Genomic DNA, 26,405 nt, shown 5'->3' with positions numbered 1-26,405 from the left:
AGATAAAGAATATACAATTTATTATGGTCAAGATAAAAAATGAAACTCGAAGAAACAGAACGTTTCATATATTAATAACAATTATAGCTTGCGTTTTGGTAGCAAGCGGAATCATTTTGGGGATTTGGTTTTATGTGTTTAATAGAAACCACGAAGAAACCAATGACGCTCAGGTCGAGCAATATGTGACGCCTATTATGTCGCGAATTACGGGTTATGTGCAGGAAGTTCGTTTTGATGAAAATCAATTTGTGCATAAAGGTGATACTTTGGTTATAATCGATAATAGAGAATATAAATCAAAGTTGAATGTGGCTCTTGCCGATGTTCAAAATGCGAAACAAAGTAGCGTTGTGGCCGAGAAAAATGTGGCGACAACGGCAAGTTCAACTGCAATTGGAGAATCGCAATTGGCTGCAGCCAAAACTAATCTTTGGAAAACAAAATTAGAATACGACAGATACAAAGCTTTGGTTAAAGATGAAGCTGCAACTTCGCAACAATTAGAAAAAGTTAAGGCAGATTATGAATCGGCGCAAGCGCATTTACAAGAAATGCGAGACAGAATTCAATCTTCAAATTTGAGCACTTCTCAAGCGCAGGCAAATGTTCCTACAACGCAAACTAATATCGCATCAAAACAAGCTGTGGCAGACAATGCGGCATTGTTTCTTTCGTACACGATAATCACCGCGCCTTATGACGGTTGGGTTGGTAAAAGAACTTTGCAACCGGGGCAAATGGTAAAAGAAGGACAATCTTTACTTTCGATAGTAAGTAAAGAAAAATGGATTACGGCCAATTTTAAAGAAACACAATTGCAATATTTAACCGTTGGTCAGCAAGTAAAAATTCAGGCAGATGCTATAGACGGTAAAGAGTTTACAGGAGTTGTGACTTCGTTATCTCCGGCAAGTGGAGCGAGATTTTCGTTATTGCCACCGGATAATGCAACAGGAAACTTTGTAAAAATCGAACAAAGAATTCCGGTTAGAATTCAATTGAAAGACACTGATAAACAAGCTGATTTTTTAAGAGCCGGAATGAACATAACAGTTATTGCCGAACACCAATAAAATGGAAGATAAAAGTATTTTTAAATCCTGGGTTCCCAAATGGGCAATCATTATTATTTTGTTTGTCTGTTTGCTGCATTCCATGATTTTATTGGGAGTTTATACTTCAAACGTAACTTATGCAGCGAGTTTTCTGGACATTGAGCCCGAAGATTTGCAGTTTGCAATGTGCGTAACTTACGGAACTTTGCTGGCAACAATCTTGATCGAAAGTAGATTTTCGAGTTTTTTTCCGGCAAAAAATTACCTGATGGCGGTTTATTCCTTAATCGGAATTACGATTATTTCATCGGCGTATATTACCAATTTCTATCTTTTTTTATTGCTCAGAGTTGCCGAGGGAATCTTGATGGCGCTTCCGGTAATCACAATTAGACAATTATTGATCGAGCAGTTTCATTCTAAAAATGCTATAATAATTGGTTTCTCTTTTTATTACGGTTCACTGTTATTGTCGACGCCGTTTATTATGAATATTGCGGTTTGGTTTCTGGATCATTACGATTGGAAATACATGTTGTATGTTTCAGGCGGACTTCAGGTTTTGAATGTCTTTTTGATCTTGGTGACTTTCCGCGGACATAGAATCACAAAGAAAATTCCGTTGTATCAAATCGACTGGATTAGTTATATTTTGGTTTTGACAGCAATTCTTTGCGGCGCTTACTTTTTTGTTTATGCCGAAAAAAAATACTGGTTCGAATCTTCTCAAATGGTTATAATGTTGATGATTGCTTTAATAACCGGAGGTTTATTCATATTTAAAGAGCGTTTGGTAAAAAGACCCACTTTTGATTTTGAAGTTTTTAAATATGCCAATCTGCGAATAGGATTCTTGTTGTTTTTCCTTTTTTATATCAGTAGAGCAACGTTGAGTCTTTGTCATTCGGCGATGTTTTCGATTTGGAATTGGGATCCATCGCGAGTTGCGGGCGTGCAATATATTAACGGATTAGGAAATGTAATTGGATTGATTTTAGCCGCTTTTTTTCTGATGAAATCCGTTTCTACGAAAATCATTTTTATCATTGGTTTTTCGCTAATTGCGCTTTTTCATTTCTGGTTTACCTTTCTTTTTGTGCCAGATGTTGCATTGTCAGATATTATCATTCCGTATGTTTTACAAGGCATTGGAGTCGGGTTTTTATTCGTGCCGTTAATATTATTTACCACATCATCTGTTCCTGCAAAAATGGCGGTTTCTTCGGGAATTGTTGGAGTTTCGGGGCGTTTTTGGGGAAGTACAATTGGATTTTGTGTGATGCAGAATGCGATGGTTTTTTTGAATAAAAAACACTTTCTGAAACTTAGCCAATTTGTAACCGGAGATAATCCCGAAGCGCAGCAAACAATCGCTTCAACAGCGCAGAGTTTTATGGCAAAAGGATATTCGGCAGATAATGCAAATACTTTGGCGCTCAAAAAACTTTTTGGAACCATCACCAAACAATCCACTTTATTGGCCGATATGGAAATTTATACCATCGTAGGTTACGGTCTTGTAGTTTTGATTATTCTTATTGCGTGTAATCAGCATTTGAGAGAAACAATGACTTTGGTTAAAAGTAAGATTTGGATTGGGTAAAGGTTTTTGTTTCAGGTTTCAGGTTAATGGTTAATCGCGCAAAGTCGCAGTCCCGAGGCTTCGGGAGCAAAGTTTTTTATTTTAAAGATACAGATTAATAATGTTTTAAGGATTTTTACTCTCGCAGATTTGGCAGATTGAGCAGATTTAATTTTAATAATTATCTACGTTTATCGGCTTAGATCTTTTTTAAATCTGCGTGAAACAAAATCTTTGCTCCCGAAGCCTCGGGACTGGGACTTTGCGAGATTCTATAAAAAAACTCCACAGAAAATAAGTATCTTGCAATCGTTAAAAAACAAAATATAATGAAGCAGCAATGTGTTATTTTTGATATGGATGGCGTGATTTGTCACACCAATCCGCATCATGCAAAAGCTTTCGAAGCATTTTTCGATAAATATCAAATTCCTCATTCAGAACAAGAGTTTGAAGAACATATGTACGGAAAACACAATGGTTATATTATGACTCATTTCTTCAAACGTCCTATTGCGGGAGAAGAACTCATAAAACTAGAAGACGAAAAAGAAGGAATGTTTCGTGAGATTTATAAAGACAAAGTCGAAACCATTCCGCATTATCTCGACTTTTTAGCCGAACTAAAATCGCGAGGCTTTAAAACCGCTGTGGCAACATCCGCACCACGCGCTAATCTTGATTTGATTATGGGAGCGTTGCAATTCCAGGACAAAATGGATTCTATGATGTCAAGCGAAGACGTAACTTTTCATAAACCAAACCCCGAAGTATATCTAAAATCTGCAAAGCGTGTTGGAGTTTCTCCATCTGATTGTATTGTTTTCGAAGATTCATTCTCGGGCGTTACAGCAGGATTAAATGCAGGAATGAAAGTCGTAGGTGTTTTGAGTACACATACAAAAGAACAGCTTCCGCCATGTAGTTTTTATATCAATGATTATAGCGAAGTAAATGTCGATAAAGTTTTGGAGTTATTAAATAGCTAAAATTTTTAAATCATATAAGTGATATAAGTTCATTTAAATAAAGGAACTAATTTGAATAGCCTTCAGTTTTAACTGGAGGTTTTTTTTGTTTTGTTTTGAAGGAAAGGCTTTAGCTGAAAATTGTTTTTTATAAGAAAATAATAATTAGAGTTGAACGCATATATGGGTTTAGATGAAAATAAGTTCTAAGGACTTTTACTTTTTAAACCTTAAAATTATGAGTACAGAAAACCATTTAAAAGAAGTTGAAGCAAGACTACGAGATTTTTTTATTACAGTTATTGATTCTAAAGATCTGGCGAGGAAAATACGTCAAGTAAATTATGTTCTTGCCTTGTCTTTAATGCGAGGATGCGAAACGGTAGAATCTGAAGCGAATAATATTGAAGATAATTTTTATTGGCTCAATAAACTAGCCGAAGTTTTAGATCCTTATTTGGATGTTGAATAGAAAAGAGGTTTCGCTTAGTTCTAAACCCGACAGGTTTTTAAAACCTGTCGGGTTTGACAATATTGGGGTTACATTGCGCTTCAAGGGATTGAAATCCCTAGCTACAAAATAAATCATTCCTCCGGAATTTTATAAAGAGTTCCGGAGGAACGAAACAAATTGTAGGGATGGATTTTAATCCATTCTTCGCAAGAAGCTCGACAACGATGCATATTCTAAACCCGACAGGTTTTTAAAACCTGTCGGGTTTGACAATATTGGGGTTACGTTGCACTTCAAGGGATTGAAATCCCTAGTTATAAAATAAATCATTCCTCCGGGATTTTATAAAGAGTTCCGGAAGAACGAAATATATTGTAGAGATGGATTTTAATCCGTCTAAGAAGTTATAATTTAGAATGTTGAAAATAGGAGATAATAGATTATTCAGTCGTTAACAGCCGCACTCTCCATAAAATGTTTTTGTAATTATTTTTCCTTTTTTATCTGTAATTGTAATTTTTCCAGTTTTTAAAGAAGTTTCATCGCCACTTTGTTTTCCGTCTTTTATTTCAAGCGTCATGTTTAAACTTTTGCTTTTGTATTTAGATAAAGTAGTCAAAGAATCAATTTCTTTTGCATCAGTTAGTATGAACTTAGTTAGTGTACCATTTATTTTTAAAAAAGAGGTTCCTTCAAAATCCTCTATATAGATATATCCTCCTTTTTTAAATTCGATAGAATCATTAGAAAAGTAACAGGAACAGCCATTAATTTCAGGAGGGAAGGTAGAAAAAGTATCAATAGAGAATTCTCGTTTATTAATTTTTGTATTTTTTGCCTGAGATGGATTATTGTTGAGATTGTTTCTTTGACAAGAGACAAAAATCATTATGGCTAAAATTAAGCTGATTGGGATAAGTTTGTTTTTTAATGTCATTTTTTGTTCCGTTTACTATTTGTTATCTTAAAAAAATAAATCGCATTTCAGTTAGAAAATGTTATTCAAAATTAAAAATAGAAAAGTCAAAAGAGGTATTGTTGTAATCTGTTTATCAACAATTTTAGCAACAAAAAATAGAAATAGTTTAAAAACAAAAAAGCTTCTGATTTCTCAGAAGCTTTTTCAGTGCGGATAATAGGACTCGAACCTACACGCCTTGCGGCACCAGATCCTAAGTCTGGCATGTCTACCAATTTCACCATATCCGCTCAATTGTGGGTGCAAAGATAAACATAACTTCTAGATTTCAAAACATTTTTTCAAAAAAAATATTAATTCTCTTTTTCGTATTTTTGAATTTCTATAAAAATAATTGAAATGGAAAATATTAAGTCTTACGTTCAACAACATAAAGATCGGTTTATCAACGAATTGATCGAATTATTGAAAATTCCGTCGGTAAGTGCCGACACTGCATATTCGCAAGATGTGATCGATACTGCAGAGGCTGTTAAGGAAAGTTTAACAAAAGCAGGCTGTGATTTTGTCGAAATTTGCGATACTCCGGGCTATCCAATCATTTATGGAGAGAAAATAATCGACCCAAATTTACCTACAGTTCTAGTTTACGGACATTATGATGTTCAACCACCAGATCCTATCGAATTATGGACATCGCCACCATTCGAACCCGTAATTAAAAAAACCGAAATTCACCCAGAAGGCGCAATTTTTGCCCGTGGAGCCTGCGATGACAAAGGACAAATGTACATGCACGTAAAAGCTTTGGAGCTTATGGTGCAAACCAATACTTTGCCATGTAACGTAAAATTCATGATCGAAGGCGAAGAAGAAGTAGGTTCTGCAAGTTTGGCTTGGTTCGTAGAACGTAATCAAGAGAAACTAAAAAACGACGTAATCTTAATTTCAGATACCGGAATGATCTCTAATCAACAACCGTCGATTACGACAGGTTTGCGTGGTTTGAGTTATGTAGAGGTCGAAGTTACCGGACCAAATCGTGATTTGCATTCAGGATTATACGGTGGAGCAGTGGCGAACCCAATTAATGTTTTGGCAAAAATGATCGCTTCTTTACATGACGAAGACAATCATATTACCATTCCTGGTTTCTACGACAACGTACAGGAATTATCTCTTGAAGAAAGAGCTGAAATGGCAAAAGCGCCTTTTAGCTTAGAAAAATATAAAAAAGCCTTAGACCTAAACGACGTTTATGGCGAAAAAGGATATGTTACCAACGAGCGCAACTCGATTCGTCCAACATTAGACGTAAACGGAATCTGGGGCGGATATCAAGGCGAAGGAGCAAAAACTGTTATTGCGAGCAAAGCATTTGCTAAAATCTCAATGCGTTTGGTTCCTAATCAGGATTGGCATGAAATCACAGAGCTTTTTACTAAACATTTCACAAGCATTGCACCGTCTGGAGTTACCGTAAAAGTTACGCCACATCACGGTGGGCAAGGTTATGTTACCCCAATTGACAGCGTTGGATATCAGGCAGCAAACAAAGCTTACACAGAGACTTTTGGAGTTCCTGCGATTCCGGTTCGTTCAGGCGGAAGTATTCCAATTGTAGCGTTGTTCGAAAAAGAATTAAAAAGCAAAACCATCCTTATGGGCTTCGGTTTAGACAGCGATGCAATTCACTCGCCAAACGAACATTTCGGAATCTTTAATTTCTTAAAAGGAATCGAAACTATTCCTTTGTTTTACAAATATTTTGTAGAGCTTTCTAAGTAAATTCTATTATCCTAACAGGTTTTTAAAACCTGTTAGGTATAAAAATACAATCCGTTTATTCTTTTAGAGTAAGCGGATTTTTTTATGGAATTTAATATGTTTTTGGGCGTTTCCGCCGCGGCGGACGGGCTTTCAGCTATATTTCCAATTAACAAAAACTACGGCTAAAAAGCCTTGTTTTTCTAAATCGGGAGATACCGCCTCTATCCCTAACGCTTAAAAGAGGTTCAAAGGAACAAAGGCTCAAAGGGACAAAGGTTTTTCGCATCAGAATTGAATAGCCTCCAGCTTCAGCTGGAGTTTTTTGTGAAAAGAGTAATTGGCTTTAGCCGAATTCTTTAATCTTTTATAAGCGTATTTATTCGGCTAAAGCCATTTCCTTCGCATTTATTCTAAACCCCAGCTAAAGCTGGAGCCTATTGAAAACCTTTGATGCTTTGCATCTCTGCGCCTTTGAGCCTAAAAAAATCGGCTAAAGCCATTTCCTTCTCATTTATTCTAAACCCCAGCTAAAGCTGGAGCCTATTGAAAACCTTTGATGCTTTGCATCTCTGCGCCTTTGAGCCTAAAAAAAATCGGCTAAAGCCATTTCCTTCTCATTTATTCTAAACCCCAGCTAAAGCTGGTGCCTATTCAAAACCTTTGTCGCTTTGCATCTCTGCACCTTTGAACCTAAAAAAAAGAACCCTCAGAACCTTAGCAACTTAGAATCTTAGTAACTTTTTTTTGCTTATTAAAAAAATAACTCTACATTTGTAGAGCAACATCTATAATTGTAGAGTTAATTCAGGAAATATGAAAAACCTTCTTTTGTTATTTTTTTGCGGAATGATGCTTTTTGGTTGTAAAAGCAAACCGATCAATCAAAAGATTGATAAAAAGAAAGGAGGTCTTTGGATTGATAATTACAAACAAGATAGTACGACATATAAATCATTCGAATATTACAAAAGCGATCAACCCATAAAAAAGTGGAAATCCTACATTAACGGAAAAATCTATAAAACCGAAAAATACAAAAACGGAATCTGCATCGTAAAATATTATTATGAAAACGGAAAACTACAATCAAAAGGAAAGACAAAAATCGAAGTCGATGCCGTCGAAACACATTGGTTTTATTTTGGAGTCTGGAAATTTTACTCCGATAAAGGAAAACTAACAGAAATCAAGAACTATAAGAATGGAGAATTAATTTCAGAAAAAGCGATAGAATAGACCACAGGTTTTTTTTAGAATAAAGAATAAAGAATAAAGAATAAAGAATAAAGAATAAAGAATAAAGAATAAAGAATAAAGAATAATTGTAATCATCAAAAAAAATCATTTTAATCATTCTAATCTGTGGCAAAAAAAACTCAGCAACTTAGCAACTCAGAACCTTAGTAACTTAGAAACTTAAAAAAAAACATGCAACTATCAAACTCAGAAGAACAATTAATGGAGCATCTTTGGAGGCTTGAAAAAGCTTTTATGAAAGATTTACTCGAAGCCTATCCCGAGCCAAAACCGGCAACAACAACCGTTGCAACGCTTTTGAAACGAATGATCGATAAGAAATTCGTAGCCTATAACGAATTCGGAAATTCGAGAGAATATTATCCTTTGGTCGAAAAGACGGTTTATTTCTCGAAACACGTAAACGGATTAATCAGTAGTTTTTTCAATAATTCGGCATCACAATTTGCTTCTTTTTTTACGAAAGAAACCAATTTGTCAACTTCAGAATTAGAAGAACTTAGAAAAATAATTGATTCAGAAATTCAAAAAAAGAAAAAATGATACTCTATCTTTTAAAATCAGGAATACTGCTTTTAATTTTTTATGCAGTATATAAATTGTGGCTGGAAAACGAGAAAATGTTTCGTTTTAATCGTGCTTATTTGTTGTTGAGTTTGGTTTTTAGCTTTGTAATTCCACTACAAATAATTTCGTTTCAATCTGCTTTGTCAAGTAGAATAGGATTAGTTCAATTGAACGAACTGGTGATTCAAAAAAACAGTAAAAATCTGGAAGCCATTTCATTGAATGATTTTCTAATGATTTTAACTGCTGTTGTTTATGCTCTGGGAGTTTTGTTGCTAACAACCCGATTTACATTTAGTTTATATTCTTTTTATAATAAAATAAAAACGAATGAAGTACAATTTATAAAAGGAGAAAAAATAGTTTTAATCGACGAAGCTATTTTACCGCATTCGTTTTGGAGATCTATTTTTATTCATAAAAAGGCATTCGAAAGCGGCAAAATTCCATCAGAATTAATTGCGCACGAAAAAGCACATTTGCAGCAAAAACACACTTTGGATATTCTTTTTATCGAGGTTCTGCAAATTGTTTTTTGGTTTAATCCGTTGCTTTTGTTTTATAAAAAAGCAATCAAACTCAATCACGAATTTTTGGCTGACGAAGCTGTAAACAAACAGTTTGGTTCTGTTAAGAATTATCAAACTCTACTATTAGATTTTGCGACAAATAAAAATACAATTGCTTTGGCTAGTAATATCAATTATTTAATAACTAAAAAACGTTTACTTATGATGACTAAAAAAGAATCTCCGATTAAAATTGTTTTAAAAGTATTTTCTGTAAGTGTAGTTTATGCTTTACTATTGTGTGTTTTTAGTACAAAAACAATGGCTCAAAAAGCATCTAACAAAGCTGATGTAAAAGAAAAAGATCTTTATGTATTAGAGGATGTCGAAAAATTACCTGAATTTCCGGGCGGTATGAATGAGTTCTATAAATTTATTGGTACAAATTTTAAAATGCCCACAGCGGTTGGGAAAAACAAGATAGAAGGAAAAGCATATTTACAATTTGTCATCGAAAAAGATGGAAGTTTATCAGATATCGTAACACTAAAAGATCCGGGTTACGGAATAGGCGATGAGGCTATTCGCGTTTTAAAACTTTCTCCTAAATGGACCGCCGCTACTCAAAAAGGAAAAACTGTTCGAGTGATGTACAGCTTGCCAATTACGTTTCAGGCCCAGAAATAGGTTTTTTTGAAGGTTCAAAGTTTCAAAGTGACAGAGGTTCAGAGATTTCTTTTGAGACATAAATATCTGAACTTATTTAAAACATCTTTTAAATTTTGCACTTTCCTAACTTTTAATAAAAAAAATCCGCTTCAGTTTTCATGAAGCGGATAAATTAAAAAACTAAAAAAAAAATTCTAAAAACTAACAAATCCAAGTCTTAAAATAAGTCTGGATTATATCCAAAATAGGGCATATTTTGTTCGTTGAAAATCACCCCGTATTCTTCTAACTCTTTTAAAATAGGCAGATATACTTCTTTTTTTATAGGAAGCTGTACGCCAGGAGTTGTAATTTTGCGGTTTAAGATTAATAATGTTGCCATTGCAACCGGTAATCCAACCGTTTTTGCCATTGCAGTATAAGTTTGATCGTCGCCAATACAAACCATTTTTGAGTCAATTTGTCGTTTTTTGCCATCCAGTTCGTATCCAAATTTATGATACATCACAATCATGTCTTTATCGTTGGGTTCGAGAGTCCAGCTGTCGGATAATATTTTTTCTAATATTTGTGCCGGAGTTGCATTGGGTAAATTCACTTTTTTGTCTGGATTAAACAAATCCAGTTCCAGAAGTTTATCCCACATAATATCGTCCTGATCTATTTTTAAGATCAATCTCGTTTTAATTTCTACAGAATCTGTTGGGTGATATGGTAAAAATGAATTTACGAATTCTCTGTAACTCATGTTTTCAGAACCTTCCATAATATAGCTGTCATCTGTCATGCCTAATTGCACAAACATATTCCATGCTTTCGAATACCCAACTCTTCTAATCGTTCCGCGATATAAGGTTAGGATATCATCTAACCCATAAATCGATCTGTATTTAAGCGAATCCCGATTAGAATAGGCTTCGAATTTTCCGTAACCTTCGACTTCTAAAAATTCCGTTCTGCGAAACACAGTTCCGTATGGTATGTATTTATAAGTGCCTTCCTGAATAAATTTTGCTGCGCCGCCTTGTCCAGCAAGAACAACGTTTCTTGGTGCCCATGTAAATTTGTAATTCCATAAATTGTTATCACATTCCGGAGCTACTAATCCGCCGCAAAAGGATTCAAAAAGCAACATATTACCGCCTTTTTCTCTAATTTCATCAATTACTTTCATGGCACTCATATGATCAATTCCAGGATCAAGACCAATTTCGTTCATGAAAATAAGATTGTTTTTCTTTGCTTCTTCATCAAGTGCCTGCATCGCGTCGCTTACATACGAAGCCGTTACCAGGTGTTTTTTAAATTCAAGACAATCTTTGGCAATTTCTATATGCAAATGCGCAGGAAGCATCGAGATTACAATTGATGCTTTTTCGATTGCTGATTTTCTTTCTTCTGTTTCAAAAATATTCAAAGCAATTGGAGTTGCATTGGGATGGCCTTGTGTCTTTTTTTCGGCTAAAGCCAATGATAAGTCCGCTACAACAAGATGAAGGTCTTCGGTTTCTGATTTTGCTAATAAATAACGTATCAGCGACGATGCAGATCTTCCGGCTCCAATGATTAAAATGCTTCTCATGTTTTAAATATATAACACAAATATATTAAATTGTTAAATATGTAACAATTTTAATTTTGTAAAAATGCGTTATTTTTTATTTTTGAGCCAAATCACAACAGATTTCTTTTTCCGGAAAAGATTTTTTAAAACTAAAATGCTTTTTTAAATGTATTGAAGTATTTTTGTTGAAGAATAAAAGTATAGAAAATATGAAAAGAAAAATTGTTTTAGCAGGAGCTTTGATGGGAATGATAGCGATCATTTTAGGCGCTTTTGGCGCACATTTACTTAAAAAATATTTATCTGTAGAAGAGTTAAATACCTTTGAAGTTGGAGTTCGTTATCAAATGTATCATGCCTTGTTTTTGCTTTTTCTTTCGACCAGAAAAGATATTGCTGAAAAGACTGTAAAAACAATCTATAATTTAGTTGTTGCCGGTGTTCTTCTTTTTAGTGGTTCGATCTATTTATTAGCGATAAAAAGTCTTACAGTTTTCGATTTTAAAATTATCGTATTCGCAACACCTTTGGGAGGTTTTTTATTAATTATTGCCTGGGCAGCATTATTTGTTACGATTTTGAGGAGAAAATCATAAAATCCCGAATAAAAAATTCTATCTAAAAATTAATCTTTAATTTTGTCACATAAATAACATATAATCTTATTTATGTGAATTTATCTTGTTTTTTGCTTTAATGGGTAAAAAATATAACAAATTCATTTATAAGATTATAAGAAAACAAATTGGAAGCAGTTATTTTTTTATTTTATTGATTTTTAAGATCAAATTTTACCTTATTGATATAAATAAAAGTAAAATTTAGTTTTTTTTAATGGATTAATAATAAATCTGTAATTTTGTTTCTTATTAAATATCACACACAACTAAAAATTTATGGACAGTCACACCGTTTTCACGCAATCGATTTCGCTAAATGAACTAGGAATTGAAAATGCAAAAGTTCGCTACCAATTATCTGCTGATGAATTGCATGCGATTACTTTGCAATCAGGCCAAGGTGTTGAGAACTCTACAGGCGCATTGGCAATTAATACAGGTGAGTTTACAGGACGTTCCCCTCAGGATCGTTATATTGTAAAAGATACTATTACTGAAGATCAGGTTTGGTGGGGAAAAGTAAATATTCCTTTTGAACCGGCTGCTTTTGAGAAATTATACAATAAGGTCACTCAGTTTTTATCAAATAAAGAAGTTTTTGTACGTGATTCTTATGTTTGTTCTGATGCAAATTACAGATTAAATGTTCGTGTAGTTACAGAAACTGCCTGGTCTAATTTGTTTTGTTATAATATGTTCTTAAGACCGGAAGAGTCAGAGTTAGCTAACTTTACTCCGGAATGGACCGTAATTTGTGCTCCAAGTTTTATGGCAGATCCTGCTGTAGACGGAACACGTCAGTCTAATTTTGCTATTTTGGATTTTACTAAAAAAGTAGCACTTATTGGCGGAACAGGTTATACAGGAGAAATGAAAAAAGGGATTTTCTCTGCTTTAAACTTCATTTTACCAGTTTTCGAAAATACTTTACCAATGCATTGCAGTGCCAATGTTGGTGAAGCTGGAGATACTGCTATTTTCTTTGGATTATCAGGAACCGGAAAAACTACTTTATCTGCAGATCCTGCACGTAAATTAATTGGAGACGATGAACACGGCTGGACAGGAGAAAATACGGTTTTTAACTTTGAAGGTGGTTGCTATGCAAAAGTAATTAACCTAACAGAAGAAAATGAACCGGACATTTTTAGAGCAATCAAAAAAGGAGCGCTTTTAGAAAATGTGGTTTTCAAAGAAGGAACAAATGAGGTGGATTATGATGATGTTTCTATCACACAAAATACACGTGTAAGTTACCCAATAACACATATCGATAATATTCAACCGGGATCTATAGGTCATAATCCTAAAAATATATTTTTCTTGACGGCAGATTCTTTCGGAATTTTGCCTCCAATTTCAAGATTAACTCCAGGTCAGGCGGCTTACCATTTTATCTCAGGATATACAGCTAAAGTTGCCGGAACAGAAGCCGGAGTTACAGAACCACAACCTAATTTCTCAGCTTGTTTTGGAGCACCATTTATGCCATTACACCCAACACGTTATGCTGAAATGCTAACCAAGAAAATGAAAGATGCAGATGTAAAAGTCTGGTTGATCAACACAGGTTGGACAGGCGGAGAATACGGAACAGGAACGCGTATGAAACTAAAATATACTCGTGCTATGATTACCGCTGCATTAAACGGAGAACTGGATGATGTAGAATATAAAAATCATGCAGTATTTGGAATCGCAAAACCACAATCTTGCCCGAATGTTCCATCTGAAATTTTAAATCCTAGAAATACTTGGGAAGATCCTGAGTTATACGATAAAAAAGCAATTGAATTGGCACAGAAATTTAAAGCTAATTTCGCCAAATTTGAAGAGTTTGCCAATGCTGAAATTTTAGCCGGCGCACCTATTACAGAATAAGGAAGATTACTAATTCAAACTAAAAAAAGCTGTTCAGTGATGAACAGCTTTTTTGTATATATCAGTTTTCAGTCTCAGTCTCAGTGTTCAGTCTCAGTTAAGAAACTGAAAACTGCGACTGCGACTGAAAACTTATTTCTTATCATCGATACGCTTCTGGATTAAATCCCAGGCATAATAATGAAACGTCATTCCGTTGCTCATGGCTACGAAGAGTCCGTTTTTGAAACTTCCTCCTAAGTTTATACTTGTGGCATCAGCACCATCACATTCAATAGTCGAAGTTGGAATTTCTGCCAATAAAGGATAATCGTTCGGATTTCCTTTTGCACCTTCTCTTGGGTATACCATAAAAGTATTTGCTTGCTGGTTTGATACTAAAATATATCCCGTAGAATCTGTTTTTTTATAAATCGCAATTCCTTCATTATCGGCTTTAAAGCCTGTTTTTCCAAAAATAGCTAATTCCTTATTATCGTTTAAAGCAGGATCGGCTTTGTATTTTCTGATTCCAAATTGTTCGTCGCAATATAAAACAGTTCCTAATTCGTTGTCAACCGCTATAGCTTCGATTTCTTTTTTCCCACTATAAGCACCGAATTTTCTAACCACTTTTGCAGTAGCAAATTTCCCGTTTCCGGAAAGTTCATATTGCCATAAATAGCTTCCTGATGGTCCTGATTTTCTACCTACAATGGCAAAGATTTTATTATCGCTTTTTCTGGTATACAATGCAATTCCCATTGGGTCGCGTAATTCTTCACCTTCAAATACAGCGATTCCGCCGTTGTCAATTGCTTTTAAATCTGGTAAACTAAAAACTCTTATTTTATTAGACTCGCGTTCTGTTGTTACGGCAACATCAACTTTTTTCCCGTCGATTACCAAACCGTAAGCGATATCAACATTGTTCGGGCGTTTTAAAACCTCAGATTTTGCAACGATTTTTCCCTTTAAATCAAAAGCATACAAAGCGCCGTCTGTATCTTTATCTGTTCCTACGACAATACTTTTAGACGCATCTGTTGGGTGAATCCAGATCGAAGGATCATCTGTATCGTGAGGCAAAGCTTGAGTAACAACAGTTGGTTTTACTGCATTTGCTGCAATAGGAGCTAGTTTGTCATCTTTACAAGCTATAAATAAAGTGTTTAAAAGTAAAAAAGCTATTATAGTTTTATTTTTCATTACGAATTTCATTTTAATAAAATTAGACAGAACCGCTAAGTTCTGCCTAATTTAAGCATTTTATAAATTGATTATTACAAGTCAAGTTTCAAACCAAAATTGTATCTGGCCTGATAGTACTCTGCTTGTTTGGTATGCGCCTCAACTCCTTGGTAGTAGCGTAAAGGCTGGTTAGTTAAGTTGTTAGCTTCGGCAAAAAGGCGAAGTTTAGGTGTGATTTTGAAAGACGCATTTGCATCTAAGAAAAACTGCTTGTCGTAGTAACTGTCTTTATAAGATTCTGAACCTAATTCGTCTAAATAATCTGAAGTGAAATTGGTAGAAATTCTCGCAGAAAAACGTTTGTTTTCCCAAGACAAAGATCCGTTGAACATATGTGGAGTTGTTCCGGGAAGACTAATATTGTTTCTTTCGTTTCCGTCTTCGTCAGCAATTCCTTTTGCTTTAGATTTAGTGTACGTATAGTTCAAATAGATGCCAAATCCTTTCAGGAATTTTCCAGGAAGAAAATCTAACTGACGTTGAAACGCAACTTCAAAACCATAAACATCAACCGTATCTCCGTTTCTTGATTGCAAAAATGACCAGTTTTCTCCAGTAGGAATCGGGTTTGCCTGATTTGGGAAATCAGCAGCAAATTTTGCAGCAGTATATTGATTGTCGCTATAATTATAAATAAAATTATCTAATTTTTTGTAGAAAACTCCTCCAGAAATTAAACCTACGGATTTGAAATAATTCTCGGCCATAAAATCATAATTGTAAGAGTATGTTGCGTCAAGATCCGGATTTCCGGCTGTAATTTCTTTATCGGCAGCAATATTATTTACGTAAGGAGCCAATGCATAATAGTTAGGTCTTGCTAAAGCGGTTGTAACAGCAGCTCTTAAAACTAAATCTTTTGTAGCATTATATTGAAACGAAATACTTGGCAGCAAATTAGTGTATGAATTTGTCGTATTGATCTCGCTTTCTAATTCTTCTTCATCTAAAACACGATTTCCAGTGTAATCAATATGAGTATTTTCTACACGAAAACCCAAAACCATAGAAAGTTTGTCGTTAAAATCCTGATCCCATCTTACATAAGCAGCAGAGATTCTTTCTTTAGCATTATAATTCACAGCTAAAAATTCTGCCGGATCTGATGATTTATCAAATAATGCGGCATTATTTAAATCTAGACTTCCTAAAAAGCTTGCCGAAGCAAAACTTCCCGGAACATATTTACTTCCCGGATTAAAGTTCTTTCCGTCATAATAACTGTTTGGAACTTCTGACAATAATTCCATTCCATCGTTGATTGGCTCGTACGAATAGAAGTTGTTATTTCTTTCTTTTTCTTTTAATCGAAGTCTAAGCCCGGTTCTTAATCTTCCTTTTTGAGATGGAATAATCGTAAAAGGGAAACGGATATTAACTTTTGCTCCAAATTCACTTTCGCTGGTTTCATCTGTATTTTCAGTAACTGTTTGAAATTTGAATTCATCTGTAGCTTCTCCAACTGTTGTCATCAAAGGAAATCTGATATCAGATAAATCTTCAGTCATTTCCAAACCTTTCTGACGGTATTCGATGTAACGTTCCTGCGGACGATATTCTCTGGCTTTTGCATAATTTGCAGACCAGTCTAAATCTAGTTTAGAGTTGATTAAATGTTCTCCTCGAATAGAATAATTTTGAACACGCTGATCTTCTAATCGTCTGTTTTTATTACGATTATTATCGACTCCGCCTTTTGTCTGACGTTTTACACGACCTTCAAAACCTGTAATTTGTTCCCCATTATAAATAGGTTCAATATCGTCATAAGTTGTTCTGAAACGGTTTTCTCGATCGTCTCTCCAATTATAAATAGCATTGGCAAAAATCGTGTTATTCTCATCAAATTTATAATCTAAAGCTACAGATCCGCTGCGACGAATACGCTGTACATCATATTTTCTAATTTCTGAAGCTTGTAGATATTCATTTCCAAACTCGTCTTTTACCCATTCATTTTCGATATTATCAGATCCATAATCTACATTATTATAAGATCCGCTAAAAACAGCGCCCAGTTTATTGTCTAAAAAGCGATTTCCGTAAACTAAACCTGCAGTATATGTAGCATGCTCACGAATTGGCATATAACCACCTGCAAGAGTTGCAGAGATTCTTTCGCCATTTGGAGTTGCCCTTGTAACTAAATTTACAGAGCCTCCAATTGCATCTGCATCCATGTCTGAAGTTAAGGTTTTATTAACTTCGATAGTAGAAATCATATCAGACGGAATCAAATCCATTTGTACGTTTCTATTATCTCCCTCTGCAGACGGAATTCTGTCTCCATTTAAAGTAACCGAGTTTAAAGATGGAGCCAAACCTCTAATAATAATGTTACGCGCTTCACCCTGATCGTTTTGCATCGTAATACCCGGAACACGTTTTAAGGCGTCTCCAACATTGGCATCAGGAAAACGACCCATTTGATCCGATGAAATTATATTTCCAATATTTTTACTGTTTTTTTGTTGATTCAATGCTTTTGCCTGACCTTTTAAGATGTCCCCAACAACTACTTCGTTCAGCTCTGTTCCTGAAGTTTTAAGGCTAAAATCAAGTACATTGTTTTTGCCTTGCTCAACAGTAATTTCATGAGTTATGGCAGTATATCCTATATATTTTACTTCTACTTTATAAGTTCCAACATTAATATTAAGTAATTCAAAACGACCATTGTAATCTGAAACTGTGTACTTATTTTCACCTACAATTTGAATCATCGCTCCCGGCAAAGGAAGTTTGTCGTCTATATCTAATACTTTTCCTGAGATTATGGCTTTTTGGGCATAACCTGAAAAGGCTAATAGCATGAATGTTACTACTAAATAAATTTTTTTCATTGTGTTTTAATTTGATTTCCTGCGAAACTAGAACCTTAATGTTATTAAAGGCGTTAGAAAAAATTAACATAGTGTTATGATTCCTCTTACATATTTAGAATTGATTAATGTTTAAATAACATTTAATGAAAGAATAATTTTTATAGTCCGCAACTAAAAACAAATCAACTATTTACCTCAGAATTAAATTTTTGGCGCTAAATTTGCCCTATCAATCACAATCAAAAATCATCAATCATGTTAAAACAATTTTTTATCGTATGTTCCGGGGCAGATCGGGATTTACTCGAAGGCTGCTCAGAAGGCGAACAAACCAAATATGTAGGTATTGGTGCTACCGTTTTTTTTACCGCAGTTATGGCTTTTCTTGCCAGTGCTTATGCTCTTTTTACTGTTTTTGACTCTATTTATCCAGCTTTAATTTTTGGGTTTGTATGGAGTTTACTTATTTTTAATCTGGACCGGTTTATCGTTTCTACAATTAAAAAAAGAGATCGTTTTTTTGACGAATTCATACAAGCGACACCTCGAATTATATTGGCAGTTATTATTGCCATCGTTATTTCTAAGCCTTTGGAGATTAAAATTTTCGAAAAAGAAATCAATACCGTTTTATTGAAAGAGAAAAACGAAATGGAATTAGCCAATAAAAAGCAAGTTGGTAATTATTTCAAATCAGATTTAGATAAAAATAAAGCGGAAATTGCCTCATTAAAAAGTGATATTCTAAAGAAAGAAAAAGAAGTAAATGCTCTTTATTCTACTTATATTACAGAAGCCGAAGGAACTGCCGGAACTAAAAAACTGGGAAAAGGTCCGGTTTATAAAGAGAAACGGGAAAAACATGATGCCTCTTTACAAGAATTGGCAATTTTAAAAACAACGAACGAAGCAAAAATTGCTGAGAAAGAAAAAACCGGCAAACAATTGCAAGCCGATTTAGATAAAAAAGTATCACAGACACAACCAATTATTGAAGGTTTTGACGGATTGATGGCACGTATAAATGCATTAGATAAATTGCCCTGGCTGCCTTCATTTTTTATCATGTTATTATTTCTGGCTATAGAAACTTCTCCTATTATTGCAAAACTTTTAGCACCAAAAGGTGAATTTGATTTTAAGCAGGAAGAAGCCGAAACGGCGATGAAGGCAACTTTAACCCAGAACAAATATCAACGCGAATTATTGGTGAAAACCAGTGCTCAAATGCACGATAAAGTATATGCAGATATTGCCGAAGATAGAAGTCTATATGATTTACAACGCAAGAAAGCAACAGAATTATTAGAACTTCAGGCACATAGTTTTGTAGAAAAACAAAAAGCGACTCTTTAAGTCTTAAAGCCGAAGGTCGAAAGTCAAAAAGAATAGAAATGATAAAGCCAGAAATAGAAAATTCTATTCTGGCTTTTTTATTTTGTCAACGAAAATTTTAAGACTTTATGACTTTCGACTTTAAGACTTACATGTAACTCAATATTTCTTTTTTGTAAGCATCATATTCACCTTGCATGATTAATCCGTTATCAAGTAATTTTTTGTAATTCTGTAATTTATCAAAAAGTTCTTCTTTAGATAGTTCACTTAATTTACGATCTCCGCTTGCAGGTTGTGTTGGCTGAATTGGCTCATAAGTTTCGTAAGGAGTTGTTGCCGGTAATATTTCAGCATAACTCGTTACTTCTTCAGTTTCAACTTCTTCAACTTCCTCATCTTCTTCTTCAATAATTGGCGCAGTTTCTACAATTGGAGTTTCGGCAACAATAGGATTTTTAATTAAATCTAATTGTTCTTTAGCATACGTATAAATTTTTCTTGCCTGCGTTTTCGGAATATAATCTATAGAAATAGTCAGGTCAGTTGTAGTTCCAAAAGAAAATTCAGAACCCAAAATATTCTCTTTTACAAAAGTACTTGTAATATCATCCCACGTATAATCTGTAAAATCCATTGAAAGACCTAAATTTTTAGGCTTGCAGATAATAATACGTTTATTGGTCAGGATTATGCTATCTGGAAAAACAGTTATTGCTGGTTTTTTTTGAACCGCTATATAACCAATTTCTTCGTTTTTCATCAATAAATCATTGAGTTTCGAAGTGATTTTTTCAATCGCTTTTGGATCTTGTTCTTCGTTCAGAAATTTTTTAAATTGTTCTTTCATGGTTGTATAAGTTGCTAAGTTATCTAGTAACTATCCCGATACTTCGGGGCTAAGTTTTTTTCTTACGTTGCAAATGTAATGCCTAATTCTCTAATTCAATAATTTCATTTTGAATTTTCTTTGTCAAACTTTTGAAAACCAATTCATACGAATGATCGATCAGTTCTTTTACAAAAGCAGTCGACAAATTCCCTTTTAAATCAATGGTGTTCCAATGTACTTTGCTCATATGAAAGCCTGGTTTTATCTCGTCATATTCGGCTCTTAATTCTTGTGCACGCTCAGGATCACATTTTAAATTTACCGAAGGTTCGTTTTTTTCCCACTGAGATAAGGAAGATAAAGCAAACATTTTTCCACCAACTTTAAAAACCAATGTGTCTTCATCAAAAGGAAAATGTTCGCTGGCGCCTTTTTTAGAAAGACAATATTCGTAAAACGTTTCTAGATTCATATTATTTTCTATTTACCAATTTCACCTAAATGAGTGTATTTAAAACCTTTTTCATATTTTAAACCGTAACCAAAAATTCGATCCATTGCCGAATGTGAAAATAGAATAATTCCGGCTAATTGAATACTTTCAATACTTAAATAACATCCGAAAGCATAAATAAAAAGTGCAATTGCTTTATGATGAAAGACGTTATAAAAAAAAGCACCGCTTTTATTGCCAAATAAATATCCCAACATGGATAAATCCGGTGCCAAAATTAAAACTGGAAACCACCACCAATCAAAATTTAAACGATTGAATAAATAGATACCGAGAATAAATAAGGCTAATTCTTCGAGTTTGATAATTGTTTTCATTATAGTTTTTTCTCCATTAATTTTTCAGGATATTCCAATTCTGTAAAACCAAATTTACGATATAAAAAATGTGCATCAGTTGTCGCCAATCTCCATATTTGAATATTTTTAAGAATGGGTTCATTCATCATATTTTCAATTAAAATAGACGAATATCCTTTACCACGATGTTCTTCAGTAATAAAAACATCCATCACGTAACCAAAAACTACATAATCAGTTATTACTCTGGCAAAGCCAATTTGTTTTTCGTTCAGGTAAATTCCAAAACAAACCGAAGCATCAATTGTAATTTGAACTTCTTGTATAGTTCTTCCCGCGGCCCAATAAATGTCTTTTAAAAAGTTTTGTATAAAAGGAACGTCAAGTTTATTTTTATCTGTAGAAACGTTAATCATAGTATTCAGTCTCAGTTTTAAGTATTCAGTAAATCTAAAATCTACCCTATAAAATCTACAATTTTGTATAATATTGGTTTACTGGGACTTGCGTCGTTTTCAAACGAAGCGATTTGTAAATTTAGTATATAATCGCCATCTTGAATTTCGTCCGGAACATAAATCATTTCTGTAATTGTTGCATTTAATCTGGCATCAGCGTTTAGATTAACCGTATCTTTTACATTCCAAAATGCTTTATGCGCTAATAATTTACCTTCATCATGTTCCTTATCTACACTTGGTAAATCGATCAATAAATGCTGAATTTTGTTTTCACGGATGAAAATAGCTGCTTCTTCAGACAAATAAGGCGGATTTGTATTAGAGTATTTTCTTGACTTTTTATCTTTTTGGTTTGGAAGTGTTCTGATAATAATTGCTTCCAAAGATTTCCCACTGAGCGGAGTTGAACCACTTGTCACATTGAGCGAAGTCGAAATACTTTCTTTCGTAATCACTAAATCATCCCCAATTTTTTCAGGTTCAACCGTAATCAATTTTGCATAAAAGAAAAACTGTTTCAAAGATTGATTGATGCTGTAAAAATCATTAGTAATATGTCCCAAGCATTCTGTGTGCGTTCCGTGTCCATGCGGATTGAAGAAGATATTATTGAAATTAGTAGATGATTTTCCTTCAGAAACTTTCCCGATCCAATCGCCAAAAATGACAGGTTCAATAACCGGTTTTTCGATATACCAGGCAATCGGATTTTCATCTGTATTCGTTAACGGAATCGAAATATCAATGGGTTTTGATAAGTCTATTTCGAAGTTGTTGATTTTAGCTAGCACAAATTTGGGTTTTATGCCGCAAAGACGCTAAGTCACAAAGTTTAAATAATTTGCGTCTTTGTGCCTTCGTGGCTAATTTTATTCTTCCAAATTTAAGTAAAAGAGATCACTTGCAATTCCATCTGTTAAAAATTTTCCTTTTAGGGTTGGTTTTAGGATATTGTTTTCGATGAAAAGCAATTCATCATTTAAGAATTTTTGACTTTGTTTTTTAAGATAATTGAGATATTCTAAGCCAAATTCATTTTCGATTCTGTCTAAAGAGACACCCCAAATGGTTCGTAATCCGGTCATAATATATTCATTATAACGATCAGAAATGGTGAGGATTTCAGTTTCGATTGGAAGTTCGTCGTTCTGAATCGATTTTAGATAAAGTGAATTATTTGCCACATTCCAGCCTCTTTTTTCGCCATCATAACTATGCGCCGAAGGACCAATGCCGATATATTTTTTTCCTAACCAATAAGCTGAATTGTTTTTAGAGAAATAACCTTCTTTCCCGAAATTCGATAATTCATAATGAATAAAATCATTTTGTTGAAGCGTTTCAACCAAAATTATAAAATGATTCGAAGCGACTTCGTCTTGAGGTTCAGCAATTTTTCCGGTATCAATAAGTTTTCTTAAAGCAGTTTTTGGTTCAACTGTTAGAGCATAACTTGATATATGCGGAATACCAAAAGATAAAGCTGTTTCGATATTTTTCTTCCACATTTCGTCAGTTAATCCCGGGATTCCATAAATTAAATCGAGGGAAATATTATCAAAGTATTTAGTCGCTTCTTGTAAACATTTTATGGCTTCTTCCGAATTATGAGCACGATTCATCATCTTTAAATCATCTTCATAAAAAGACTGAATCCCAATACTTAAACGATTTATCGGGCTTTTTGATAATTCTAAAATTCTTTCCGCAGATAAATCATCCGGATTGGCTTCGAGGGTGATTTCCGGATTTTCGACAACATCATAATTTTTATAAACTTCAGAAATTAAAAAGTTTATTTCGTCATTTGTCAAAACAGATGGAGTTCCTCCTCCAAAATATATAGTCTCAATTTGGTTGTCACTTTGATCATTCCCGAAACTTCGGGAGAGAAGCTCATTTTTGCGCATGGCAATTTCTTTGGCTAAGGCCAAAACCATTTCGTCTTTCTTTTTCATCGAAGTAGAAAAGTGAAAGTCGCAATAGTTGCAAGCCTGCTTGCAAAAAGGAATATGAATGTAAATACCGCTCATTTTATAGTGTTCAGTCTCAGTTTTCAGTGGCAGTTTTGAGTCTCAGTTTAACTGTAAACTGCCACTGAGACTGAAAACTATTTTCTTACTTTATCTTCGTTTTGTTTTACAAATGCGTCCCAACCAGTATAACTTTTTCCTGCAACTATTTTTCCGGAGTTAAAGAAATGGCAAACCGCAGCTGCCAGACCATCTGTTGAATCCAGGTTTTTAGGTAATTCTTTTAATCCTAAAAGTTGTTGCAGCATTTTTGCAACTTGTTCTTTGCTGGCATTTCCGTTTCCGGTAATAGCCATTTTTATCTTTTTAGGTTCGTATTCCGTAATTGGGATATCTCGAGAAAGTCCTGCTGCCATTGCAACACCTTGTGCACGACCCAGTTTTAGCATAGATTGTACGTTTTTACCAAAAAAAGGAGCTTCAATCGCTATTTCGTCAGGATTATGCGTTTCGATTAATTCGATAGTTCGCTCAAAAATTATTTTTAACTTTTGGTAATGATTGTCATACTTGGAGAGTTGCAATTCGTTAAGTTGCAAAAACTCCATTTTTTTATTGATTACTCTAATCAATCCAAACCCCATGATGGTTGTTCCGGGATCAATACCTAATATGATGCGTTCTTTTGTCAAGTGATTTTTGTTTCTTGTTTCAGTTTTAGAAAATGGACTCATTTTCTAATTTTCAAATTGGCACATTTTCATTGCCACATTTTCAAATTGATTACTTTTGCGGCATGATTTCAATTCCTCACAAAGCTAAACAATTCCTTGTTCTTGTAGTCAAACTTTTGATTGTAGGTGGTGCATTTTATTTTATTTATAATCAGTTGGCAAACAACGACAAACTCGACTGGCAAAAGTTCATCACACTATTTCGTAAAAATCAGTCAGTTTTAGGAATTGGGTTTATATTGCTTTTGAGTGTTTTGAATCGTTATTTTGAAATTCTGAAATGGCAAAATCTGGCTAAAGTAATTCATGAAATTTCATTGGGTGAAGCTACAAAGCAAGTTTTGGCAGCACTTACAGCCGGAATTTTTACGCCAAACGGAGTAGGAGAGTACGCCGGAAAAGCGTTGTTTTATCCGAAATCTGAAGCTAAACAAGTGGTTTTTCTTAACTTGATTTGCAACGGAATCCAAATGATCTTAACTGTGATTTTTGGGCTTTTTGGCTTATTGTATTTTAATGCTAAATATGAAGTTATTACGACTCAAACAGTTGCCATTTTGTTTGGAGGTTTTGTATTGCTTTTTATTGTTTTGTTTTCAGTGAAGAAAATAAAAATCAAAGGATATTCGATCGAAAAGTTATTGCATAAAATCAATGAGATTCCCAAACCAATTCATCGTAAAAATATTCTTTTAGGTGTTTTGCGTTATTTGGTTTTCTCGCATCAGTATTACTTTTTGTTTCTGGCTTTTGATGTAGATTTACCTTATTTTACTTTGATTGCGACAATTGCAGTAGTTTACTTTTTGGCGTCATCATTGCCAACTTTTCAGTTTCTGGATTTTGCCGTAAAAGGAAGTGTAGCGATTTACTTCTTCGGGATTTTGGGAGTAAACGAATGGATTGTGGTTTTTATAAGTACTTTGATGTGGTTTCTTAATGTAGTTTTGCCAGTGATTATTGGAGCTTATTATGTGTTGAATTTTAAAAGTTCACCTAAGATTTAAGTATCCATTTTTAATGATTAAGTAATATTGTATCGTTCCTATGGGACAAGATATTCTGGGCGGAGCAATTTTGTTACCAATATATAATCTCTACGAGATATACTCCGTTAGGAGTTAAATGTTGGTAGAAATAATAGAAACAACATCGGCAAAATGTCCCGTAGGGACTGCATTTATTCATGAAAAATGATTTAAAACCAAAGTTATGATTGCCATTATTCTTAGTGTAATTTTAGTTATTTATTTTTCAAGTATTGGCTTGCTTATTTATGGTTTTACCAAAGTAAAAAAGTATCACAATAAAAATCTAAAACCTCAAACGAGTTTTACCATTATAGTTCCGTTCAGGAATGAAAAAGAGAATTTGCCAAACCTTTTGCAAAGCTTTTCAAACTTAAATTATCCAAATGATCTATTCGAAGTGATTTTAGTAGATGATAATTCTCGCGAAAAATTCCAAATTTTAAATTCCAAATTCCAGATTTCAATAATAGATAATATTCGGGCTTCGAATTCTCCTAAAAAAGATGCTATTGCTACGGCAATGCAACACGTAAAGACCAATTGGGTGATTACTACAGATGCTGATTGTCTGGTGCCTGAAAATTGGCTTTTAACATTCGATAATTATATTCAGCAAAATAATGTTTCGATGCTTGCGGGCGCTGTAACTTATAAATGTGAAAATTCATTTCTGGACCATTTTCAGCAATTAGATTTAACGAGTTTGCAAGGGGCAACAATAGGTAGTTTTGGTATTAAAAAAGCTTTTATGTGCAATGGCGCGAATTTTGCGTACACGAAATCCCTGTTTGAAAAATTAAATGGATTTGAAGGAAATAATAAAATCGCGAGTGGAGATGATGTTTTCTTATTACAAAAAGCTGCCAATTTATTCCCAACTGAAGTTCATTATTTAAAAGCTAAAGAAGCTATTGTGATTACAAAACCAACTGAAAACTGGAAAGCTTTATTTTATCAAAGAGTACGCTGGGCTGCGAAAACAAGTTCATATCAAAGTAAGTTTGGAAAGGTTTTGGGATTGATAGTTTTTGCTGGAAACGTCAATTTTATCATTGGTTTTTTCTTTTTTATTTTCGGAATTTGGCCTTATCAATTTTTTGTTTTACTGGCCTTTTTTAAGTTTATAATCGATTTTGTTTTACTTTATATCACGAATCAATTTCTGGCAAAAAACGGCATAAAAAGTTTGGTATTAAGTAGTTTGCTGTATCCTTTTTTTAGTACAACTGTAGCTTTGTATAGTTTGTTTGGGACTTATGAATGGAAGGGAAGAAGGTTTAGAAATTAAATTCCAATCCCGAAAGCTTGGGATAAATTCCAAATTCCAATGGAAAACCTATACTATTTGGAACG

General features: G+C 34.0%; 24 protein-coding genes and 1 tRNA gene. 13 read left to right on the top strand and 12 right to left on the bottom strand.

Translation table 11 applies throughout. The features are described from left to right. Positions 1 to 23 precede the first annotated feature (23 nt). From BXU01_RS21160 to BXU01_RS21145, 4 genes are all read left to right on the top strand, one after another. Positions 24 to 1,076, top strand: coding sequence for an HlyD family secretion protein (locus tag BXU01_RS21160; RefSeq protein ID WP_083695249.1), 1,053 nt, complete (start codon positions 24 to 26; stop codon positions 1,074 to 1,076). 1 nt (position 1,077) lies between these two features. Beyond that, positions 1,078 to 2,661 carry an MFS transporter gene (locus BXU01_RS21155; protein ID WP_083695246.1) on the top strand — a complete coding sequence of 528 codons (1,584 nt, stop codon included), beginning with the start codon at positions 1,078 to 1,080 and terminating at the stop codon, positions 2,659 to 2,661. 308 nt (positions 2,662 to 2,969) lie between these two features. Then, positions 2,970 to 3,629 (top strand): HAD family phosphatase, encoded by a 660-nt coding sequence (locus BXU01_RS21150; RefSeq protein WP_083695243.1) that lies wholly within the window; start codon positions 2,970 to 2,972, stop codon positions 3,627 to 3,629. A gap of 217 nt (positions 3,630 to 3,846) precedes the next feature. After that, positions 3,847 to 4,080: a hypothetical protein gene (locus BXU01_RS21145; protein ID WP_083695240.1), complete on the top strand. Its 234-nt coding sequence runs from the start codon at positions 3,847 to 3,849 to the stop codon at positions 4,078 to 4,080. A 433-nt stretch (positions 4,081 to 4,513) separates the two neighbouring features. Here BXU01_RS21145 and BXU01_RS21140 read toward each other — a convergent pair whose 3' ends face one another. Both BXU01_RS21140 and BXU01_RS21135 read right to left on the bottom strand, forming a co-directional pair. After that, positions 4,514 to 4,999 (bottom strand): hypothetical protein, encoded by a 486-nt coding sequence (locus tag BXU01_RS21140; RefSeq protein ID WP_083695237.1) that lies wholly within the window; start codon positions 4,997 to 4,999, stop codon positions 4,514 to 4,516. 190 nt (positions 5,000 to 5,189) lie between these two features. After that, positions 5,190 to 5,271, bottom strand: a tRNA-Leu gene (locus BXU01_RS21135). A 109-nt stretch (positions 5,272 to 5,380) separates the two neighbouring features. Between BXU01_RS21135 and BXU01_RS21130 the strand changes: the two genes are divergently transcribed. From BXU01_RS21130 to BXU01_RS21115, 4 genes are all read left to right on the top strand, one after another. Beyond that, entirely contained in the window at positions 5,381 to 6,769 is a 1,389-nt protein-coding gene (locus BXU01_RS21130) for a dipeptidase (protein WP_055097353.1), read from the top strand. Positions 6,770 to 7,564: 795 nt separating this feature from the next. Next, on the top strand, positions 7,565 to 7,987 hold the full coding sequence (locus BXU01_RS21125) for a hypothetical protein (RefSeq protein ID WP_255373817.1): 423 nt from the start codon (positions 7,565 to 7,567) through the stop codon (positions 7,985 to 7,987). A gap of 192 nt (positions 7,988 to 8,179) precedes the next feature. After that, complete coding sequence (locus BXU01_RS21120) at positions 8,180 to 8,551, top strand: BlaI/MecI/CopY family transcriptional regulator (RefSeq protein WP_083695234.1); 372 nt, start codon at positions 8,180 to 8,182, stop codon at positions 8,549 to 8,551. Further along, positions 8,548 to 9,771 carry a M56 family metallopeptidase gene (locus BXU01_RS21115; RefSeq protein ID WP_083695231.1) on the top strand — a complete coding sequence of 408 codons (1,224 nt, stop codon included), beginning with the start codon at positions 8,548 to 8,550 and terminating at the stop codon, positions 9,769 to 9,771. Before BXU01_RS21120 ends, BXU01_RS21115 begins: the two co-directional genes overlap by 4 nt. 199 nt (positions 9,772 to 9,970) lie before the next feature. Here the strand turns inward: BXU01_RS21115 and BXU01_RS21110 are convergent, their stop codons facing one another. Further along, positions 9,971 to 11,335 (bottom strand): saccharopine dehydrogenase family protein, encoded by a 1,365-nt coding sequence (locus BXU01_RS21110; RefSeq protein WP_083695229.1) that lies wholly within the window; start codon positions 11,333 to 11,335, stop codon positions 9,971 to 9,973. Positions 11,336 to 11,526: 191 nt separating this feature from the next. Here BXU01_RS21110 and BXU01_RS21105 point away from each other — a divergent pair, with 191 nt between their 5' ends. After that, positions 11,527 to 11,913: a DUF423 domain-containing protein gene (locus BXU01_RS21105; RefSeq protein ID WP_083695226.1), complete on the top strand. Its 387-nt coding sequence runs from the start codon at positions 11,527 to 11,529 to the stop codon at positions 11,911 to 11,913. A 300-nt stretch (positions 11,914 to 12,213) separates the two neighbouring features. Next, the gene (pckA, locus tag BXU01_RS21100) at positions 12,214 to 13,818 is read left to right on the top strand and encodes a phosphoenolpyruvate carboxykinase (ATP) (RefSeq protein ID WP_083695223.1); all 1,605 of its coding nucleotides are present in this window, start codon (positions 12,214 to 12,216) and stop codon (positions 13,816 to 13,818) included. A 132-nt stretch (positions 13,819 to 13,950) separates the two neighbouring features. On the opposite strand, the gene BXU01_RS21095 is transcribed toward pckA, so the two are convergent. Both BXU01_RS21095 and BXU01_RS21090 read right to left on the bottom strand, forming a co-directional pair. Further along, on the bottom strand, positions 13,951 to 15,006 hold the full coding sequence (locus tag BXU01_RS21095) for a phytase (protein WP_083695474.1): 1,056 nt from the start codon (positions 15,004 to 15,006) through the stop codon (positions 13,951 to 13,953). A 74-nt stretch (positions 15,007 to 15,080) separates the two neighbouring features. Next, positions 15,081 to 17,891 (bottom strand): TonB-dependent receptor, encoded by a 2,811-nt coding sequence (locus tag BXU01_RS21090; RefSeq protein WP_083695220.1) that lies wholly within the window; start codon positions 17,889 to 17,891, stop codon positions 15,081 to 15,083. 237 nt (positions 17,892 to 18,128) lie between these two features. On the opposite strand from BXU01_RS21090, the gene BXU01_RS21085 reads away from it, so the two are divergent. Continuing rightward, the gene (locus BXU01_RS21085) at positions 18,129 to 19,229 is read left to right on the top strand and encodes a DUF4407 domain-containing protein (RefSeq protein WP_083695218.1); all 1,101 of its coding nucleotides are present in this window, start codon (positions 18,129 to 18,131) and stop codon (positions 19,227 to 19,229) included. 127 nt (positions 19,230 to 19,356) lie between these two features. Here the strand turns inward: BXU01_RS21085 and BXU01_RS21080 are convergent, their stop codons facing one another. The 7 genes from BXU01_RS21080 to ruvC all read right to left on the bottom strand — a co-directional run bounded on the left by BXU01_RS21080 (position 19,357) and on the right by ruvC (position 23,979). Beyond that, positions 19,357 to 20,058, bottom strand: coding sequence for a PH domain-containing protein (locus BXU01_RS21080; RefSeq protein ID WP_083695215.1), 702 nt, complete (start codon positions 20,056 to 20,058; stop codon positions 19,357 to 19,359). 82 nt (positions 20,059 to 20,140) lie between these two features. Beyond that, positions 20,141 to 20,512 carry an MmcQ/YjbR family DNA-binding protein gene (locus BXU01_RS21075; protein WP_083695212.1) on the bottom strand — a complete coding sequence of 124 codons (372 nt, stop codon included), beginning with the start codon at positions 20,510 to 20,512 and terminating at the stop codon, positions 20,141 to 20,143. Positions 20,513 to 20,520: 8 nt separating this feature from the next. Continuing rightward, the gene (locus BXU01_RS21070) at positions 20,521 to 20,871 is read right to left on the bottom strand and encodes a DUF4260 domain-containing protein (RefSeq protein ID WP_083695209.1); all 351 of its coding nucleotides are present in this window, start codon (positions 20,869 to 20,871) and stop codon (positions 20,521 to 20,523) included. Continuing rightward, complete coding sequence (locus BXU01_RS21065) at positions 20,871 to 21,269, bottom strand: GNAT family N-acetyltransferase (protein WP_083695206.1); 399 nt, start codon at positions 21,267 to 21,269, stop codon at positions 20,871 to 20,873. Before BXU01_RS21065 ends, BXU01_RS21070 begins: the two co-directional genes overlap by 1 nt. A 41-nt stretch (positions 21,270 to 21,310) precedes the next feature. Beyond that, positions 21,311 to 22,105, bottom strand: a complete 795-nt coding sequence (locus BXU01_RS21060; protein ID WP_083695203.1) for a cyclase family protein — start codon at positions 22,103 to 22,105, stop codon at positions 21,311 to 21,313. A gap of 78 nt (positions 22,106 to 22,183) precedes the next feature. Next, a complete protein-coding gene (hemW, locus tag BXU01_RS21055) occupies positions 22,184 to 23,347 on the bottom strand; it encodes a radical SAM family heme chaperone HemW (RefSeq protein WP_083695200.1) in 1,164 nt (387 codons plus the stop codon). Positions 23,348 to 23,424: 77 nt separating this feature from the next. Beyond that, positions 23,425 to 23,979: a crossover junction endodeoxyribonuclease RuvC gene (gene ruvC, locus BXU01_RS21050; protein WP_082421310.1), complete on the bottom strand. Its 555-nt coding sequence runs from the start codon at positions 23,977 to 23,979 to the stop codon at positions 23,425 to 23,427. Between the two features lie 104 nt (positions 23,980 to 24,083). Between ruvC and BXU01_RS21045 the strand changes: the two genes are divergently transcribed. Then, the gene (locus tag BXU01_RS21045) at positions 24,084 to 25,028 is read left to right on the top strand and encodes a lysylphosphatidylglycerol synthase domain-containing protein (protein WP_083695471.1); all 945 of its coding nucleotides are present in this window, start codon (positions 24,084 to 24,086) and stop codon (positions 25,026 to 25,028) included. Positions 25,029 to 25,233: 205 nt separating this feature from the next. Further along, the gene (locus tag BXU01_RS21040) at positions 25,234 to 26,340 is read left to right on the top strand and encodes a glycosyltransferase (RefSeq protein ID WP_083695195.1); all 1,107 of its coding nucleotides are present in this window, start codon (positions 25,234 to 25,236) and stop codon (positions 26,338 to 26,340) included. Positions 26,341 to 26,405: the final 65 nt, after the last annotated feature.

Source organism: [Flexibacter] sp. ATCC 35103 (assembly GCF_001975985.1).
GTDB lineage: Bacteria > Bacteroidota > Bacteroidia > Flavobacteriales > Flavobacteriaceae > Flavobacterium.
Note: the sequence above shows the minus strand (reverse complement) of the source record. Positions and strands in the feature narration are given on the sequence as shown.

Coding starts and splice junctions, on each gene's coding strand:
- hemW (WP_083695200.1), bottom strand. CDS start 23,347: ATGAGCGGTATTTACATTCATATTCCTTTTTGCAAGCAGGCTTGCAAC.
- BXU01_RS21080 (WP_083695215.1), bottom strand. CDS start 20,058: ATGAAAGAACAATTTAAAAAATTTCTGAACGAAGAACAAGATCCAAAA.
- BXU01_RS21105 (WP_083695226.1), top strand. CDS start 11,527: ATGAAAAGAAAAATTGTTTTAGCAGGAGCTTTGATGGGAATGATAGCG.
- BXU01_RS21150 (WP_083695243.1), top strand. CDS start 2,970: ATGAAGCAGCAATGTGTTATTTTTGATATGGATGGCGTGATTTGTCAC.
- BXU01_RS21085 (WP_083695218.1), top strand. CDS start 18,129: ATGTTAAAACAATTTTTTATCGTATGTTCCGGGGCAGATCGGGATTTA.
- BXU01_RS21130 (WP_055097353.1), top strand. CDS start 5,381: ATGGAAAATATTAAGTCTTACGTTCAACAACATAAAGATCGGTTTATC.
- pckA (WP_083695223.1), top strand. CDS start 12,214: ATGGACAGTCACACCGTTTTCACGCAATCGATTTCGCTAAATGAACTA.
- BXU01_RS21160 (WP_083695249.1), top strand. CDS start 24: ATGGTCAAGATAAAAAATGAAACTCGAAGAAACAGAACGTTTCATATA.
- BXU01_RS21040 (WP_083695195.1), top strand. CDS start 25,234: ATGATTGCCATTATTCTTAGTGTAATTTTAGTTATTTATTTTTCAAGT.
- BXU01_RS21155 (WP_083695246.1), top strand. CDS start 1,078: ATGGAAGATAAAAGTATTTTTAAATCCTGGGTTCCCAAATGGGCAATC.
- BXU01_RS21075 (WP_083695212.1), bottom strand. CDS start 20,512: ATGAATCTAGAAACGTTTTACGAATATTGTCTTTCTAAAAAAGGCGCC.
- BXU01_RS21140 (WP_083695237.1), bottom strand. CDS start 4,999: ATGACATTAAAAAACAAACTTATCCCAATCAGCTTAATTTTAGCCATA.
- BXU01_RS21125 (WP_255373817.1), top strand. CDS start 7,565: ATGAAAAACCTTCTTTTGTTATTTTTTTGCGGAATGATGCTTTTTGGT.
- BXU01_RS21045 (WP_083695471.1), top strand. CDS start 24,084: ATGATTTCAATTCCTCACAAAGCTAAACAATTCCTTGTTCTTGTAGTC.
- BXU01_RS21065 (WP_083695206.1), bottom strand. CDS start 21,269: ATGATTAACGTTTCTACAGATAAAAATAAACTTGACGTTCCTTTTATA.
- BXU01_RS21095 (WP_083695474.1), bottom strand. CDS start 15,006: ATGAAAAATAAAACTATAATAGCTTTTTTACTTTTAAACACTTTATTT.
- BXU01_RS21120 (WP_083695234.1), top strand. CDS start 8,180: ATGCAACTATCAAACTCAGAAGAACAATTAATGGAGCATCTTTGGAGG.
- BXU01_RS21145 (WP_083695240.1), top strand. CDS start 3,847: ATGAGTACAGAAAACCATTTAAAAGAAGTTGAAGCAAGACTACGAGAT.
- BXU01_RS21110 (WP_083695229.1), bottom strand. CDS start 11,335: ATGAGAAGCATTTTAATCATTGGAGCCGGAAGATCTGCATCGTCGCTG.
- BXU01_RS21090 (WP_083695220.1), bottom strand. CDS start 17,891: ATGAAAAAAATTTATTTAGTAGTAACATTCATGCTATTAGCCTTTTCA.
- BXU01_RS21070 (WP_083695209.1), bottom strand. CDS start 20,871: ATGAAAACAATTATCAAACTCGAAGAATTAGCCTTATTTATTCTCGGT.
- BXU01_RS21115 (WP_083695231.1), top strand. CDS start 8,548: ATGATACTCTATCTTTTAAAATCAGGAATACTGCTTTTAATTTTTTAT.